At 61.3% G+C, this 16,518-nt stretch carries 16 protein-coding genes; 9 read left to right on the top strand and 7 right to left on the bottom strand.

Annotated features, from left to right (window positions below; all coding sequences use genetic code 11):
* Nucleotides 1-4: 4 nt before the first annotated feature.
* The 3 genes from AC07OE_RS06805 to AC07OE_RS06795 form a co-directional block, all read right to left on the bottom strand.
* The gene (locus AC07OE_RS06805; protein ID WP_495069804.1) at nucleotides 5-463 is read right to left on the bottom strand and encodes a carboxymuconolactone decarboxylase family protein; all 459 of its coding nucleotides are present in this window, start codon (nucleotides 461-463) and stop codon (nucleotides 5-7) included.
* Between the two features lie 36 nt (nucleotides 464-499).
* Entirely contained in the window at nucleotides 500-1,414 is a 915-nt protein-coding gene (locus AC07OE_RS06800) for an RNA polymerase sigma-70 factor (RefSeq protein WP_495069803.1), read from the bottom strand.
* A 70-nt stretch (nucleotides 1,415-1,484) separates the two neighbouring features.
* Nucleotides 1,485-2,375 (bottom strand): LysR family transcriptional regulator, encoded by an 891-nt coding sequence (locus AC07OE_RS06795; RefSeq protein ID WP_495069802.1) that lies wholly within the window; start codon nucleotides 2,373-2,375, stop codon nucleotides 1,485-1,487.
* A gap of 129 nt (nucleotides 2,376-2,504) precedes the next feature.
* Here AC07OE_RS06795 and AC07OE_RS06790 point away from each other — a divergent pair, with 129 nt between their 5' ends.
* From AC07OE_RS06790 to AC07OE_RS06775, 4 genes are read left to right on the top strand one after another with little or no spacing between them, the layout of a single operon-like run.
* Nucleotides 2,505-3,371 (top strand): MBL fold metallo-hydrolase, encoded by an 867-nt coding sequence (locus tag AC07OE_RS06790; RefSeq protein WP_495069801.1) that lies wholly within the window; start codon nucleotides 2,505-2,507, stop codon nucleotides 3,369-3,371.
* Between the two features lie 33 nt (nucleotides 3,372-3,404).
* The gene (locus AC07OE_RS06785; protein WP_495069800.1) at nucleotides 3,405-3,845 is read left to right on the top strand and encodes a nuclear transport factor 2 family protein; all 441 of its coding nucleotides are present in this window, start codon (nucleotides 3,405-3,407) and stop codon (nucleotides 3,843-3,845) included.
* A gap of 24 nt (nucleotides 3,846-3,869) precedes the next feature.
* The gene (locus AC07OE_RS06780) at nucleotides 3,870-4,505 is read left to right on the top strand and encodes a DsbA family protein (protein WP_495069799.1); all 636 of its coding nucleotides are present in this window, start codon (nucleotides 3,870-3,872) and stop codon (nucleotides 4,503-4,505) included.
* Nucleotides 4,506-4,537: 32 nt separating this feature from the next.
* Nucleotides 4,538-4,789, top strand: a complete 252-nt coding sequence (locus AC07OE_RS06775) for a hypothetical protein (RefSeq protein WP_495069798.1) — start codon at nucleotides 4,538-4,540, stop codon at nucleotides 4,787-4,789.
* A 28-nt stretch (nucleotides 4,790-4,817) separates the two neighbouring features.
* On the opposite strand, the gene AC07OE_RS06770 is transcribed toward AC07OE_RS06775, so the two are convergent.
* Both AC07OE_RS06770 and AC07OE_RS06765 read right to left on the bottom strand, forming a co-directional pair.
* A complete protein-coding gene (locus tag AC07OE_RS06770; RefSeq protein ID WP_495069797.1) occupies nucleotides 4,818-5,771 on the bottom strand; it encodes a hypothetical protein in 954 nt (317 codons plus the stop codon).
* A gap of 56 nt (nucleotides 5,772-5,827) precedes the next feature.
* On the bottom strand, nucleotides 5,828-6,502 hold the full coding sequence (locus tag AC07OE_RS06765) for a glutathione S-transferase family protein (RefSeq protein WP_495069796.1): 675 nt from the start codon (nucleotides 6,500-6,502) through the stop codon (nucleotides 5,828-5,830).
* A 116-nt stretch (nucleotides 6,503-6,618) separates the two neighbouring features.
* Between AC07OE_RS06765 and AC07OE_RS06760 the strand changes: the two genes are divergently transcribed.
* Nucleotides 6,619-7,563 (top strand): LysR family transcriptional regulator, encoded by a 945-nt coding sequence (locus tag AC07OE_RS06760; protein ID WP_495069795.1) that lies wholly within the window; start codon nucleotides 6,619-6,621, stop codon nucleotides 7,561-7,563.
* Nucleotides 7,564-7,630: 67 nt separating this feature from the next.
* Here the strand turns inward: AC07OE_RS06760 and AC07OE_RS06755 are convergent, their stop codons facing one another.
* Together AC07OE_RS06755 and AC07OE_RS06750 are read right to left on the bottom strand one after the other, a co-directional pair.
* Nucleotides 7,631-8,944, bottom strand: a complete 1,314-nt coding sequence (locus tag AC07OE_RS06755; RefSeq protein ID WP_495069794.1) for a sensor histidine kinase — start codon at nucleotides 8,942-8,944, stop codon at nucleotides 7,631-7,633.
* Nucleotides 8,941-9,663 carry a response regulator transcription factor gene (locus tag AC07OE_RS06750; protein ID WP_495069793.1) on the bottom strand — a complete coding sequence of 241 codons (723 nt, stop codon included), beginning with the start codon at nucleotides 9,661-9,663 and terminating at the stop codon, nucleotides 8,941-8,943. Before AC07OE_RS06750 ends, AC07OE_RS06755 begins: the two co-directional genes overlap by 4 nt.
* Nucleotides 9,664-9,936: 273 nt before the next feature.
* Here AC07OE_RS06750 and AC07OE_RS06745 point away from each other — a divergent pair, with 273 nt between their 5' ends.
* Genes AC07OE_RS06745 through AC07OE_RS06730 form a run of 4 tightly spaced genes read left to right on the top strand, consistent with a single transcriptional unit; the run spans nucleotide 9,937 to nucleotide 16,493 of the window.
* Nucleotides 9,937-10,224 carry an EF-hand domain-containing protein gene (locus AC07OE_RS06745; protein ID WP_495069792.1) on the top strand — a complete coding sequence of 96 codons (288 nt, stop codon included), beginning with the start codon at nucleotides 9,937-9,939 and terminating at the stop codon, nucleotides 10,222-10,224.
* Between the two features lie 11 nt (nucleotides 10,225-10,235).
* Nucleotides 10,236-13,886, top strand: a complete 3,651-nt coding sequence (locus AC07OE_RS06740; protein WP_495069791.1) for a two-partner secretion domain-containing protein — start codon at nucleotides 10,236-10,238, stop codon at nucleotides 13,884-13,886.
* A gap of 35 nt (nucleotides 13,887-13,921) precedes the next feature.
* Nucleotides 13,922-15,592, top strand: a complete 1,671-nt coding sequence (locus tag AC07OE_RS06735) for a ShlB/FhaC/HecB family hemolysin secretion/activation protein (protein WP_495069790.1) — start codon at nucleotides 13,922-13,924, stop codon at nucleotides 15,590-15,592.
* Nucleotides 15,543-16,493: a sterol desaturase family protein gene (locus AC07OE_RS06730; protein ID WP_495069789.1), complete on the top strand. Its 951-nt coding sequence runs from the start codon at nucleotides 15,543-15,545 to the stop codon at nucleotides 16,491-16,493. Before AC07OE_RS06735 ends, AC07OE_RS06730 begins: the two co-directional genes overlap by 50 nt.
* Nucleotides 16,494-16,518: the final 25 nt, after the last annotated feature.

The following is a 16,518-nucleotide window of genomic DNA, read 5'->3' as shown; positions in this document are numbered from 1 at the left end:
GGGCTCAATCCAAAGCCTTTTCAAGGACCGGCATGTGCATGCCAATCGCCATCCGGTTCCAGGTATTGATCTGTGCGATGGCCCATGTCAGCTCCACGATTTCCTGGTCGCTGAATTGGCTCTTGAGCTCTTCAAAGCCGGCATCGCGTCTGCTGTGGCCGTTGTCCAGGCGGGTCATCACTTCTGCCCAGTTCAGCGCGGCACGCTCACGCAGGCTGTACAGGCCTGTCTCACGCCAGGTTGGCAAGCTGTTGATGCGTTGCCAGTTTTCACCGGCCTTGCGCAGGTCGCGCACATGCATGTCCAGGCAGAAGGCGCAGCCGTTGATTTGCGATACGCGTGTTTGCACCAGCTCGAAAAGCACGGGGCCGAGCGAAGACTGGGAAAGGCTGGCGCTGACGCTCGCCATGGCTTGGTAAGACTTCGGGGCGAGTGTGGTCCAGGGGAGACGGGGTTGGTTCATGGTGTGTGTCTTGGTTGCTGTACGGGATGTACACACTCAAGACGTTTCAGGCGGGGCACGTGTGACAACGAAGTCGCGCCCCAGGGCAGCGGCCAGGCGGGCCAGCTTGTCTGGGTTGCGTTGGGAGTGGATGCGCACGATGCGCGTGCCGTCGGTCTCCAGCGACTGTGCGGACTCCAGCACTCCGTCGATGAAGCGCAGCAACCCCCATTGGCCGTTGAGCACTACCACTTCAAAGCGCACCGCGCCGGGAAAGCGGAGGAAGGTGGCCAGGTACAACTGCGCAATGCGCGGCCCGCCGATCAGTGGCACACCAAAGCTGGGAACCTTTCCGCCGCCGTCTGCAATCAGTTGCGCATCATCGGCCAGCATTTCCTTGAGCTCATGAAAATTGCCGCGTGCAGCCGCATCTGCAAAACTGCGTAGCAAGCGAAGCTGGGTCTCGCGCGCAACGGTGTAGCGCGGGCGCTGTTCCTGCAGTTGCACTTTGGCGCGGTGCACCAGCTGACGGCAGGCGGGTTCGGTTTTCCCCAGCGCCTCGGCCACCTCACCATAGTCGGCATCAAACACCTCGCGCAACAAATACGCGGCGCGCGCCTCCGGTGCAAGCCGTTCCAGCAGTGTCATGAAGGCCACTGACACGTCATCCACTCGCTCCAGCAACTGCTCGGGAGAGACGGGAGCGTCTGACGGCAAAGGCTCTGGCAGCCACGTGCCCACATAGTGCTCGCGCCGGATCTTGGCCGAGCGCAAGCGGTCAATGGCCAGGCGCGTGGTGACCGACACCAGCCAGGCCTCGCTGCTCTCAACGGCGTCGGTGTCGGCTTCGTGCCAACGCAACCACGCGTCCTGCACTACGTCCTCCGCTTCCGCTAGCGAGCCCAGCATGCGGTAGGCAATGCCCTGCAGGCGCGGGCGCAGTCGGTGGAAAGTGGCGGTGGTGTCGTTCATGGTCGTGTAGACGTTTGGCGCCACGGATGTGTGACAACGGTCCGCTTTTATATGCTGCGCCAACGAATTCTTACCAGGGGACCTTGGCAAACCGCGCCACCAGAAAATCCAGCAGTGCGCGCACCGCAGGCGAAAGATGCTTGCGCGAGGGGTAGAGCGCGTAGATCGCCATGTCGGGCAGCTTCCATGCGGGCAACACCACCTGCAAGCGGCCATCGACCAGGTGCGGGCTAACCAGATACGTGGGCTGCATCGCCACGCCGCCACCGGCCAGGGCGGCGCACATGAGCGCCGTGGCTTCGTTGGCGCTGAAGTGGCTGCCCACGCGCACCTCCTCATGCACATCGCCGCGCTGCAGCTTCCACACGCTTTTGCCAAAATTGGCGTAGCTCAGGCAGCGGTGCGCGGCCAGGTCAGCGGGCTGCTGCGGTGTACCGTGTTGCGCCAGGTACTGGGGCGAGGCCACCAGCACCGAGGTGCAGGGTGCCAGCATGCGGCCAATGAGCGCGGGGTCGGGCTCTGCGCTGATGCGAATAGCCAGGTCGATGCGCGCCTCCACCAGGTTGAGCGCGCCCTCGCTGGCGTTGAGGTCGATCTTGAGCTGCGGGTGCAGCGCCAGAAAGTCCGCCACGGCCGCGGCCAACTGGGCCACCGCAAACGACATGCTGCAGGTGATGCGCAGCTGCCCGCGCAGGGCGCTCCCGTGCTGGCTGGTTTCTTCCTCCACGTTTTCCACCAGCGCCAGCATTTGCTGGCTGCGGCGCAGGCAGCTCTCGCCGGCGTCGGTCAGCGTCACGCTGCGCGTGGTGCGCTGCAAGAGGCGCGCGCCCAACCACTGCTCCAGCTCACCCACGTAGCGCGTCACCATGGCGCGCGACATGTCCAGCTTGTCGGCCGTGGCACTGAAGCTGCCGCTCTGGGCAACCTCCACAAACACCTGCATGGCGGTCAGTCGGTCCATGATTTGTTCACTTAATGAAACAGTAATGCGCGAATTATCGGGTTTATCTGCGCGATTATTGAAACTAAAGTTCACCTCAGCGCTGATGAGATGTTCTCACGGCGCCTCACCTACCTTCAGGAGTTCTCCATGATCCGCACCACCGTCATCGCCGCATCCCTCGCCATTGCTTTTGGCGCCGCCCACGCGCAGCAGCCACTGTCCGTCAAGGTCTACAACGCCGACGGCAACAGCTTCAACGTCAACTCCACCCTGGTCTACGGCCAGAAGGACGCCATGGTGATCGACGCCGGCTTCACCCGTGCCGATGCGCTGCGCATTGCGGCCAACGTGCTCGACAGCGGCAAGCAGCTCACCACCATCTACGTGAGCCAGGCCGACCCTGACTACTACTTCGGTGTGGAAGCGCTGAAAGAAATATTTCCCCAAGCCGACGTGGTGAGCACGCCTGCGGTGTTGGCCAAGCTGGCCCCCAAAGCGGCCGGCAAGGTCGCGTTCTGGGGCCCCAAGATGGGAGCCAACGCACCGCGCAAACTCGTGGTGCCCCGTGCGCTGGACGGCAACACGCTGACGCTGGAAGGCCAGACCATTGAGATCCGCGGCACACAAGGTCCGCTGGCACACCGCCCCTATGCCTGGATTCCCTCGATCAAGGCCGTGGTGGGCAACATCGGTGTGTTTGGCAACATGCATGTGTGGACTGCCGACACGCAGACTGCCGCCGAGCGCGCCGCCTGGGTCGCGCAGCTGGACGAGATGGCTGCACTCAAGCCCGCACTGGTAATTCCCGGCCACATGAAGGCAGGTACCCCAGTCGATGCCAGCGCGATTGCCTTCACCAACGACTACCTACAGACTTTCGAGAAGAACCTGGCTGCCAATAAGACCAGTGCCGCGCTGATCCCCGCCATGCAACAGGCCTACCCGGCCTTGACTGATGGAGCCCTGTCGCTGGACATTGGTGCCAAGGTCAACACTGGCGAGATGAAGTGGTAAGTGATTCCATCAACCTTAACCCCAGGAGCTCCCATGAAACCCGTTAAAACTCTCTTCGTAGCAGCATCTCTCGTTGCCCTCTTTTCTGCCAGCGCGTTTGCCCAGACCAACAAAGAGATCGTTGTGGCCGGCATGAAAGGCCTGTTCATCACCCATGACGCGTCGGTTATCGACAAATACTGGTCTCCCACCTACATTCAGCACAACCCCGCAGTGCCCAATGGTTCCGAGGTCCTGAAGGGCTGGGTCGGTAGCCTGCCACCCAGCTTTAAGTACGAGCCCGGCATGGTGGTGGCAGAAGGGGACCTGGTCATGATGCACGGCCGCTACACCGGCATGGGCCCCAAGGCCATGATTGGCGTGGATATCTTCCGCCTGAGCAACGGAAAAATTGTGGAACACTGGGACATCCTGCAAGAAGAAGTCGTCAAGACCGTCAGCGGCAACCCCATGTTCTCCAACCCGCAAAAGTGATTGCACCCTGAAGGACCGCGCACCATGCCAACGACTGTGACTTACTTGTTCGACCCGCTGTGTGGCTGGTGCTATGGCGCCTCGCCTGCCATCCAGAAGCTGGGTCAGCACGCTGCTATCCAACTGGAGCTGGCGCCTACGGGCCTCTTCTCCGGCGGAGGGCGCACCATGGACGCCGCGTTTGCGGACTATGCGTGGTCCAACGACCTGCGCATTGCCAAACTCACCGGCCAGCGCTTTACGCAAGACTACCGAACGCAAGTGCTGGGCAAGCTCGGCAGCCGCTTTGACTCGGCCACCGCCACGCTGGCACTCACCGCCGTGCGGTTGACGGAGCCAGCGCATGAGCTGGATGCTTTGAAAGTCTTGCAGGAGGCCCGCTACGTGCATGGGCTGGACACCTGTGCCCCGCCAGCGGCGGAAGCGTTATTGCGTGACATGGGGCTGGGTGCCGCTGCGGATCGGCTGGTTGCGGGCGACACTGAGCTGCTGACTGCCAATGCGGCACGTGTTCACACAGCGCAAGGCTTGATGCAACGCTTTGGCGCCCAAGGGGTACCGACGCTGATCGTCACAGATGACAAGGGCAGCCGGTTGCTGCGTGGCAACGCGCTGTACGGCAGTTTTGAGAGTTTGCTCAGCCACATTGCCGAGGCCTAAAGAGGCCGGACCAGCCCAATGAGGAGTCTTCCATGTCTGTGCTCCACGAAGTTCTGACACACCTGCACGCAGGCCGCTGGCGCGAGGCGCACAACCTGGTGCAGGAGGACCACTCGGAATTGGGTGCTTGGTTGCACGGCATCTTGCACATTCAGGAAGGTGACCTGGAAGACGCCGAGTACTGGTACGACAGGGCCAACCGGCATTTCCGCAGCCGTGGGACGCTGCAGGAAGAGCTGACGCGTTTCGAGGCCGAGTTGCCCAGAGCTGGCACACCACGCTGAGTGGGTGTGCCGGCTCTGGGCTATCCCATCAGAATTTCTGCAACACGAAGTCGCTGACCTTGGGCGCATCGGCCGAGAACAGCGTGTCCAGCCGCGCGTTCAGCACATACAGGTCTTTGCCCACCACGGCCGCGGCTGTGGGGAAGGACTGCACGCTGGGCTTGGCGGGCTGCAGCGTAGCGGTTTCCCAGCCGTCGTGCGACACCACATCCAGCACACGGTCCTTGCCCGCGTTTTGCACCACGGTGATGCGGTCACGTCCGCGCAGCAACAGGCCATCGGCGCCCACCAGCGTGTCGTTGAGCTTCACGCGGTGGATGTTGGCTGGGTCTTTGGTGCTGATGCGGAACAGCTCGCCGCTGTTGTACTTGCCTACCAGCAGGTAGCCATCGGGGTGGTAGACCAGACCGTTGAGGTTGAAGCCTTCGCCCTTGAACAGGTCACTCTTGGCAAACACGCTGGCCGTGCCCTTGGGGTCGATGCGGTAAATCACCGGCGCAAAGCTGTCCGTCACATACACATTGCCCTGCGGGTCGGTGGTGATGTCGTTGGCAAAGTGCGCGCCTTCCATCAGTGTGCCCAGGTCGTGGTACGCGCGGCGCTCACCCGTGGTCGCGTCGTAGGCGGCGATGGCGGCCAGCTTGCCCTGGTTCTCGGGCTTGCTGCGCACCGAGGCGCCCAGGTCGCCAATGGCGACCCACAGCAGGTTGCGCGCCGTGTCCAGGTGCAGACCGACGCTGGAGATGAGTTTTTCGTCGCGGATGAAGGGCGTGTAGCGCCCGTCCAGCGTGACCTTACCGACCACGCCCTGGTGCACGGAGCTGACAAAGAACACCTTTTGCGCGGCCGACCAGGCCACGCCTTCGGGGTAGGCCTGTTCGGTGTTGAAAGTGATGTTGCCGCCGGCAAAGGCGGTGGTGCTGGCCAACAGCGTGGAGAGCAGAAGGCGGCGCAAAGAGGAGGGGATGTGGGGTGTTTTCATAGAAGTGGAAAAGTGAAAGGGTTGAACAAGGGTGGATGAAACGGTGCTGCTCTGCATCACCGGGCGTGGGGGTACATGGCGTCCATGGCGGTCTGGTCCATGGTGGTTTTGAAGGCGTGGCGCTCGGCCAGGGCCTCGGCGCGCTGGGCGGCGGGGCGCTGGTTCATGTGGTCCAGAAAGCGCTTGACGTTGGGCAACTGGTCCCAGGCATTGGCGCCCAGCACCATGGGCACGGCGCGGGCCCAACCCCACAGCGCCATGTCGACGATGGTGTACTCATCACCCACCATGGTGTTGCGCTCGGCCAGGTGGGCGTTGATGAGCTTCCAGTGGCGCCAGGCTTCAAAGCTGTAGCGCTGCTGGGCATAGGCCTTTGGCTCGGGCGCAAAGTGTTCAAAGTGCACGGCCTGGCCCGAGAACGGGCCAATGCCCGTGGCAATGAACATCAGCCACGAATACATCTGTGCGCGCAACGCGGGTTGGTTCACGGGCAAAAACTTGCCGGTCTTCACCGCCAGGTACAGCAGGATGGCGTTGCTGTCGAACACGGTGGCGTCGCCATCGACCAGGGCCGGCGTCTTGCCGTTGGGGTTGATGGCCAGGTAGGCGGGCAGGTGCTGTTCGCCCTTGCGCACGTCGATGGGCACCATCTCGTAGGGCAGGCCCAGCTCTCCCAGCAGCAGGGCGACCTTGGCCGGGTTGGGGGAGGGGTGGTAATAGAACTTGAACATGTGGGCTCTCGTAGGATTGATGACGAGAGCAATTGTGCTTTTGAGCTTTATTCGCAACAATCAGTCGCAATGCAATCAAGAATTGCGAAAAACGCAAAGTAACCACCAAGCTATCCATGATCGAAAACCTGCAGGCTTTTATTGATGTAGCCCGGTATGGCTCCTTTTCCGCCACGGCCAAGGCGCGCGGTGTGGCGGTGTCGTCCGTCTCGCGGCAGATCGACACGCTGGAGGCCTCGCTGGGCGTGCGCCTGTTCCAGCGCAGCTCACGCCGCTTGCTGCTGACCGATGCGGGCGAGCTGTTTTTGCCCCGCGCCACCGACATTGCGGCCGAGCTGGAAGACGCACGCACCGCCCTGCTGGACGCGCAGGCCGAGCCCAAGGGCCTGCTCACGGTGACCGTGCCCGCGGCCTTTGGGCGTCAGCATGTCACGCCGGTCATCACCAGCTTTCTGGCCAAGTATCCGGCCATTGACCTGGACCTGCACCTGAGCGACCAGTGGGTGGACTTGAGCACCCAGCGCGCCGATGTAGCCATACGCATCGGCACGCTACCCGACAGCGATCTGGTAGCCACGCGGTTGGCGCCTATCTATCGCCTGGCCTGCGCCAGCCCGGACTACCTGCGCCGCCACGGCCGGCCCGCAATGCCCGAGGACTTGCTGCAGCATAGCTGTCTCACGGTGTCGTCGGCCCGCGTGCCCACGGGCTGGTGGTCGTTTGCCGGGGTGAACCAGGGCAATGCGCTGGCGGTGACGGGGCGGTTCAAGTCGGACGACACGGCCTCGCTGTTGCAGGCCGCGGTGGGGGGCTTGGGGGTGGTGCACCTGGCCAGTTGGCTGGTCTACGACCAACTGGCCAGCGGCGCGTTGGTTCAGCTCTTTCCTTTGGAGGAGGCTGGTTTTGCCAAATCCGTCAGTGCCATCCACGCTGTGCGACTCAAGGGGCGGTCGCACGCCGCCAAGGCTCAGCTATTCATCGACCACCTGAAGTCCGCCATCGGCAGTCCGCCCTATTGGGATCGCAATTTGCTATCAAAAAAGAAGCTGTATGCCCAATAAATACGGGGGCTGGAGGCTATTTTTATTCAAAGTCGCCCGTGCGAGATGGTTTTTGAGAGGCCGATGCTCAAACCTGCAAAGGCAAGCGCACCACCACTTGGTGCCGCACACCCTCCTGGGTAAAGCCCAGCTCGCCGTGCAGCCGCACCACAATTTGCTGCGCAATGGCCAGACCCAAACCGAAACCGGGCAAACCTCTGCTGGCATCACCGCGGGCAAAGGCTTCCATCAAATGTCCTGCTCCGTTCTGCGGCAACCCTGGACCGGTGTCGGACACCGTTATCGTGGCCCAACCATCCTTTTCCACGATATCCACTTCCACCGGCAGGCCACCATGTTTGAGCGCGTTGTCCACGAGATTGACGATCAGACGCTCAACCAGCAACCCATGGGCCCGTTGCAGCCACACACTGTCGGGCGAGCGGAGCTGCAATTCATGCTCAGGACGTTCAAAACCGATCACGGCGTCCAGCGCCACCACCGCCAGGTCCACCTTTTCATCCATCGCTACCGTGCTGGTGCGGATGAATTCCAAAAAGCTCGCGGTCAATCGGTCTGCGTGGTCCACATTGCGCGTGATGCTGGCGACCCCCGCCGCGTTGTCGGCAGATTCGGGCAACATCTCGGCCGCTAGCCGTATGCGGCTGAGCGGGCTGCGCAGATCGTGGGAGACGCCTGCCAACAGTAGCGCACGTTCCCGCTCGTTGCGTTGCAAGCGCTCTGCCAGCTGGCGGTAGGCGTTCTCTATTTCAATGAGTTCGGGTGGCGCTTTCCTGCTTTGCATGGAGGGCCATGGCAGGGGTGGCTCCACCCCATGGTGCGCATGCAGTTGCATGCGATGACTCAGTTGGCTCAGTGGACGCGTCACCCGGCTTGCAAAGGCCCAACTCACCAAACCACTCACGATCACCAGCAACACCAGGCCAACCGTCATGCGCGGCGCCCAGGTCGGAAACGCCGATGGGATATTGCCGCTGAGCCAAACTGGGGTCTCTCCAGGCACCAGCACATGCACCCACAAGGTGAAACTCCCGTCCTGGTGATTGAGCCATACGTCATCAGCAGCGATGTCGTATTTCGCCAATGCCCCGAGAAAATCAGTTACCGCAGGCCGCCCGTAGATCCTCAGCTTCCAACCATCGGGAAGATCGTCATGGCGGCGTATGCCTACTGCCAGTCCCTCCACCTGAACCACCTGCATCAAATCCGCATGCACCGCAGTCTTGATGCTCGGTGCCAAGAGGACTGCGAATTCAGGCGCTGATAACTGGTTGCGCTCTATCACCAATAGGCCACCGATGACCAAAAGTGAGCTGCACAGCAACACGGCTTGCGCAAGAACCAGACGCAAGAACAGGGAATCAATTTTTTTGAAATTCATCCGCTGACCGTGGAGCCAGTCGGCCCGACCCGTGGCACAAAGGCGTAGCCTTCACCCCGCACGGTTTCGATCCACTCGCAACCCGGCGTCATTTGCGTCAGGCGGCGGCGCAAACGCCCCACCTGTACGTCCACGGTCCGGTCCAGCGGCCGGTAGGCAGTGGCTTGCACGGCATCGCTCAGCTGCTGACGCGACACCGCTTGTCCCGGGACGCGGGCCAGCTCCACCAACAGTTTGAATTCAATGCTGGTCAGCTCTGCGACCCGGCCATCCACCAAGACTTCACGGCGCAACAATTCGATGGTCAGGTTGCCAAACTTCCATTGTGTGACGGGCGTTTGGATGGCTGTTGACTGACGACGAATCAGGGCGCGCAGCCGCGCCACCAACTCACGCTTCTCAAACGGCTTGGCCAGGTAGTCGTCGGCCCCCAGCTCCAGCCCGAGTACCAAATCAAATGGATCCCCTCGCGCCGTCAGCATCAAAAGCCCCAACCCTGGGTACATGCCTCTCCAGCGTCGGCACAACTCCATCCCGTTGGCGTCGGGCAGCATGACATCGAGCAAGACGACGTCTGGCAATCCCTTGGCCAACACCTGCTCGGCTTGCGCACCGGTGAATGCGGCCTGGGTCGCCCAGCCTTCCCCCTCCAACAAGCGCACCAGCATGGATGACAGCTCGAGATCGTCATCGACGATCAAAACGACAGTTTTAGACATCGGCAATGGATGGAGGGGGACTGGGTGAAGGCGACATGGCGTGGCAATCGTAAGCCATGTACCGCCATGGCGGTGCGACATAACCACTACGTATGTGACAGCCATGTCATGAAACGTCACGACACGTCTCACATGGAAGACGTGAATTTGACGAGACTCAATCCGCACCCAACTCGGGGCGGGAGTGAACAGCAAATCCTTGATGGGATGGCTGCCTGGCCGGGTATGAGATGCGATTTCTTTCTACTCAACCTAGCACTTACGAAAGTCCCCATGAACAGCAAACCCCCACTTACATTCCTCGCCGCCGCCCTGATCGGCTTGGCTGCTCAATCCGCTGCCGCCGCGCAAGATGTCAAGATGCTGGAGACGCGGTTTGCCCAAGCCGATAAAAACAACGATGGCAAGTTGACACCCGAAGAGGCCAAGGCCGGCATGCCCATGGTGGCCAAATACTTCACCCAGATTGACAAAGGCAATACCGGCTTTGTGACCCTGGATGACATCAAGGCCGCCATTGCCAGCGGCAAGATGGCGGCAGCAGGCGGCTTGTCCAAGTAATCCGCACTGCCATGAACCACGCCTACCGCCTCGTCTGGAACGCAGTCCAGAGCCGCTACGTTCCCGCTCCTGAGACCGCCAAGGGCGTTGGCAAGTGCACGGGCCGCGCCTTGCGGCGCAGCGCGGTGGTCATGGCGCTGGGCACCAGCCTGCTCAGCCTGGGTGCAGTAGCCGGTCCCAGCGGCGGCACGGTCAGTGCCGGCAGTGGCAGCATCAGCCAGAGTGGTGCCAACACCACCATCACCCAGAACAGCCAGAACCTGGCCATCAACTGGGCCAGCTTCAGCACCGCGGCGGGCGAGAGTGTCAACTTTGTGCAGCCCAACAGCAGCGCCATCGTGCTCAACCGCGTCGTTGGCTCGCAAAGCTCGTTGCTCAACGGTAGCCTGAGCGCCAATGGCCAAGTGTGGATATTGAATCCCAACGGCGTGCTGTTTGGCAGTACGGCCAGTGTGAACGTGGGCGGCCTGGTGGCCTCCACGCTAAGCATGAGCGATGCCGACTTCCTGGCCGGCAAGCGCAGCTTCACGGGTGACGGCTCACAAGGCAATATCACCAACCAGGGCAGCCTCACCGGCGGCTACATCGCGCTGTTGGGCAAGCAGGTCAGCAACAGCGGCACCATCACCACCGCGGGCGGCACAGCCGCTATGGCAGCAGGCGACAAGATCACGCTGGACTTCAGCGGCAACCAGCTGCTGCGCGTTCAGGTGGATGAAGGCACGCTCAACGCCTTGGTACAAAACAAAGGCCTCATCCGCGCCGACAATGGCACGGTAATCCTCACCGCCAGCGCCAAAGACGCGCTGCTCGGTACCGTGGTCAACAACGAAGGTGTCATTGAGGCTCGGGGCATTGAGAGCAGTGGTGGCCGAATTCTCTTGCTCGGCGGCATGAACGGTGGCACGGTCAAGGTCGGCGGCACGTTGGATGCATCGGCCAGCGGTTCTCACAACGGCGGCTTCATCGAAACCAGCGGTGCCCATCTGCAGGTGGTCGATGGCGCGAAGATCAGCATCTCGTCAGGCACGGGAAAAACTGGCACCTGGCTGATCGACCCTACCGACTTCACGATCAGCGCAGGCAGCGGCGCGCAGACCAGCAGCGGCATCGGAGCCACCACGCTGGCCAACAATCTGGCCAGCAGCAATATCTCGCTGACCACCAACAACAGCACAGGCACTGACAGCGGCGACATCAACGTCAATGCCGCTGTGACCTGGAGTGCCAACACCACGCTGACGCTGAACGCCTACAACAACATCAACGTCAATGCGGCCATCACCGCCACTGGCGCCAGCGCAGGGCTGGCGCTGAACTACGGTGGGGATTACAAGATTGCAGCCCCCATCACCTTGAGTGGTGCCAGTGCCACGCTGGCCTTGAACGGCACGAGCTATACGTTGATCCACAGCATGGCCCAGCTGGCAGCCATCAACAGCACAGGGCTGGGCGGGCGCTATGCGCTGGCGCAGGATCTGGATGCCAGTGGCACTACCTATACCAGTGCGCTGGTGGGTAGCGACATCAACGCCTTCACCGGCTCCTTCACCGGGCTAGGCCACACCGTCAGTAACCTGACCATCAACGCACCCAACACCGATGTTGCGGGTCTGTTTGCTTCTAATAACGGCACCATCCGAGATCTAGGGCTGGTCGGCGGAAGTGTGTCGGCGCGTGATGTGGTCGGTGGACTGGTTGGCCAAAACTCTGGCAGCATCAGCAACGTCTATGCCACCGGCAACGTGTCAGCCCGCACCGAAGTTGGCGGACTGGTGGGCTACAACTACGACATAGGCAGCATCATCAATGCGTATGCCACGGGCATCATTTCCGGGGCTGGCCAAAGCGTCGGAGGGCTGACAGGTGCAAATTACGGCAGCATCAACAACGCCTATGCCACCGGTAGCGTGACAGGGGCTTCCTACTACAACGGCGGTCTTGTGGGCTACAACGGTGGCACTGGCCGCATCAGCAGCGCGTATGTCACCGGCAACGTTTCGGGGGCTAGCGATGCTGTCGGCGGGCTAGCTGGCGGCAACGCCGGCACCATCAACGGTGCCTATGCCACCGGCCGTGTGTGGGGAGGGAGCAACCACATCGGCGGGCTGGTGGGAGTGAACAACGGCGCTGGCAGCATCAGCAACGCCTATTGGGACACCACAACAACCGGCATCAGTTCGGCCATAGGAACCAACAGCGGAGCGGCCAACAATGTCAACGCCGTCACCAGCAGCACAGCTTACAACCACAGCAGCTATGCCAACCTGGGCACCTGGACCCAAACGGTTGCAGGCTCCGGTGTATGGGTAGCCAAGGATGGCAGCGGCAACAAGCTGTGGGTGATGGTGGAGGGCTCCACCCGTCCGTTCCTCTACAGTGAATATTCCACCAGCATGCGCAACGCCCACCAATTGCAGTTGATGGCCTATGACCTGGGTGCCAGCTACGCGCTGAGCGGCAACATTGATGCCAGTGAAACCAGTGGCAGCAATGCCAGCGGTATGTGGACCACCAGCGGGTTTTCGCCGGTGGGGAACAGCACGGTGGATTTCAAGGGCAGTCTGGACGGTCAAAACCACACGATTGCGAATCTTTACATCAACCGCAGCAGCTACTACGTCGGCCTTTTCGGTCAGATGGGTAGCGCTGGCACCATCAGCAACCTGGGCTTGGTTAGCGGCAGTGTCAACGGGGGCCAAACCGTTGGTGCACTGGTGGGCAAGAGCTATGGCAGCATCAGTAATGCCTATACCACCGGCAGCGTTACTGGCCAAGCCTACGTCGGCGGGCTCGTTGGTTCCAACGTTGGCAGCATTGGCGACGCTTACTCCAGCGCGAGTGTTTCAGGAGACGGAGGCATTGGCGGACTGGCAGGCGTAAACACAGGCACTGTCAGCAACGCCTATGCCACTGGAAACGTTGTAGAGCACTCTCCACACCTATCAGGGTATGAAAGTGCCGGCGGGCTGGTGGGTTTGAACCTAGGTACTGTCAGCAACGCTTATTTTGCAGGCACCGTTTCGGGCACGACCACCAGGGTTGGCGCATTGATCGGCTACAACAACGGTGGCACATTAGCGACCTCGTTTTGGCTAAACAGCGTCAATGCATCAGGAGTCGGTCGGCAGTACGGCAACGTGGACGGTTACACCCGCGGCCTGAGCGCCAACGAGGCCCTTGGCGCCAGCACCTACAGCGCCGCAGGCTGGGACGTGGCTACCGCGGGTGGCTCGTCCTCCGTCTGGCGTAGCTACGACGGCAGCGCGATGCCGCTGCTGCGCAGCTTCTTGACTTCGCTGACGGTCACCACCGGCAGCACCAGCAAGGTCTACGACGGCACGACCAGCGTCAGCGATAGCTACACGCTGAGCGACAGCAACGCCAACACCAGCCTCATCCTTGGCAGCGCTAGCTACAACACCAGTAGCAAAAACGCAGGCCGCTATACCGTGCAAACCAGCGGCTTGTACTCCACGCAACAAGGCTACGACATCAGCTACGTGAATGGCACCGCCACCATCACCGACCCACCACAGCTGACGCTGGCACAGCAAAGCCAGCAAGCCAGTCAGCCAACCACCTTTGCTGCGGCCAGCAGCCGCACATTGGATGTCCAGTCCTGCGGTGTGCGCCTGCCTGACGGCATGGCCTGCCAGTGAGCGCAGACAACACCCTTTTCAAGAACGCGATGTCCATGCACAACCCATACCTTCCGTACTCCCGCCTCCAGCGCACCTGTGTGCTGGCCCTGGCCGCGACCGCTGTTTTCCCAATGCTGGGAGCGCAGGCCGCCACCCCGGACGCAGGCCAGATCCTGCAGGAGCCACGCGTGCCGCTTGCAGCGCCAGGCAGTGGCGCCCCGGCGCTGCGCATTGACAATGCGGATGGAAGCAATGTGCCTGAAGGTGGTGCCCAGGTGCGCCTGCTGGCCGTCCGTTTCAGCGGCAACACCGTCTTCGACAGTGCGGCCCTGCAAGACCTGCTGGCAGATGCCATGGGCAAGGACCTGAGCTTTGCGGATCTGGGGCGCCTGGTGGCCCGTGTCACTCGCCACTACCGGGACCATGGCTATCTGGTAGCCCGCGCCTACCTGCCCGCACAGGAGGTAAAGGACGGTGTGTTTGACATCGCTGTACTGGAGGGCAACTTGGGCCAGGTCAGTATCACCAACAACGCGGGACTTAAGGACTCGGCCCTGGCTCCCCTAAAGGCGCTGCCCTTGAATGCGCCATTGCAGGCCGAAAGCCTGGACCGCAGTCTGCTCAGCTTGGCAGATCTGCCGGGCACCCATGTGCAGTCCACGCTGCGTCCTGGCACCACGGTGGGAGCATCTGACTTGCTGGTGGAGGTGAACAAGACCGGTGCTTTCCAGGGCAGCGTGGATGCGGACAACTTCGGCAGCACCTACACCGGTGAAAATCGTGTGGGCGCCAATCTGTATTGGAACAACCCGCTGGACAGGGGTGACCAGCTGAGCTTGCGGCTGCAAACCAGCGACGCCCACATGAACTACGAACGACTGGGGTACCAGCTGCCCCTGGGCCCATTTGGTACCCGTGCAGGGGTGGCGCTCTCTCATGTTGACTACCACCTGGGAAAGGACTTTGCCGTGTTGGATGCCGGTGGTCAGGCGGACACCGCCAGCCTGTATGTGCGCCAGCCGCTGCAGCGCACGCTAAGCAGCAGCTGGTACACCCAGCTGCAATTCGACGCCAAGAGCCTGCAAGACACGGTGGGCAGTACTGCTACCCACAACACCCAGCGGCTGAACAATGCCGTGCTGGGGGTGAACGGTGACTGGCACGATAACTGGCTCGGCGGTGCGAGCAACAGCCTGGCTGTGAACCTGAGCAGCGGCCAGCTGAATCTGGATGCTGCCAGCCAGGTGCAGGACGCAGCCAGTGCGCGGAGCGAGGGGAGCTTTAGCAAGCTGGGGTACCAGTTGCAGCGACTGCAGGCTTTGCGCCCCAATTGGTCGATCGCGGTGAACCTGAGCGGACAGATGGCCGACAAGAACCTGGCGTCTGCGGAGAAGTTCAGCCTGGGTGGCAGCAGCGGGGTGCGTGCCTTTGCCCAAGGCGAAGGTCTGGGCGATGAAGGCTGGTTGGCCAGCGCGGCACTGCGCTGGCAGCCAGCATTGGGGTGGCAGTTGCAGGCCTTCTACGATGCAGGTTCGGTGCAGGTGAACCACCAAGCCTGGAGCAATACCAGTAACAGCAAGTCTCTGGCTGGTGCCGGGCTGGGCGTGGGCTGGGCGACGGACAAACTGAGCGTGACGCTGACTTCCGCCTGGGTTACCGAGGGGCGGGCCAGCGATGGCAACCAAGGGCCTCGCTTTTGGCTGCAAGCCAATTGGTCTTTCTGAGGCGCATGGTGCGACTTCGGCATTCGATAAACGATTTTGGACAGGATATTTCCTGCTTGTGACCATGGAACAATTTGGACCATCGACTCCGCAACTCTATTTTTTGCCGCTGGCTGTTCTGGCGATCCTGCTGGAGGCGCGGTTGTATGTGCGTCGCTTCCATACACCTTATCCCTGGCGAGAAAGTCTGACGTCGTTGGGCGTCGGCTTGGGGCACCAACTGACCGGCAACATCAATTTGTTTTTCATTCAAGGGCTCATGGGCTCCTATGTATGGGCGCACCGCGCTTTCACCATGCCGGATACCTGGTGGTCTGTGGCGGTGCTGTTTCTGCTGCTGGAGTTTTTCTACTACTGGTACCACCGCTCCGCGCATGAGGTCAATGTGATGTGGGCCACCCACAGCACGCACCACTCCCCCAATGAAATGACGCTGACTGCATCTGTGCGCTTGGGGTGGACGCCCTTTTTGTCCTTTAGCTGGGTGTTCTTCCTGCCGATGGTCTGGCTTGGCTTCAGCGTCCACAGCGTCTTCTACATGTTGTCAATCAGCCTGCTCTATCAGTTTTGGCTACACACGCGGCTGATTGGAAAGCTGGGTCCGCTGGAAGGGATTTTGAACACACCCTCGGCACACCGTGTGCACCACGCGAGTAACGAGAAATTTCTGGACAAGAACTATGGCGGATTTCTGATCGTGTTTGACCGGCTGTTTGGTACCTATGCCGAAGAAGGTGACGAGTCGGAGATCAAGTACGGACTGGTGCATCCCAATCTGTCCAAAAATCCGATCAATGTGGTGTTCAAGAACTGGAGTGAACTGTTGTCCAAATTGATCAAACTTCCGGGTGTACGAAACAGAGCGCGGGTCATTTTTTCAAAACCTGGTGACGTCCCCTGAGCGAAGTCGAGGGTACGGTGGTTGC

The sequence above is a fragment of the Rhodoferax sp. GW821-FHT09E07 genome, from assembly GCF_059416145.1.
The sequence above is the reverse complement of the archived record's forward strand: the minus strand, read 5'-3'. Positions and strand labels throughout refer to the sequence as shown.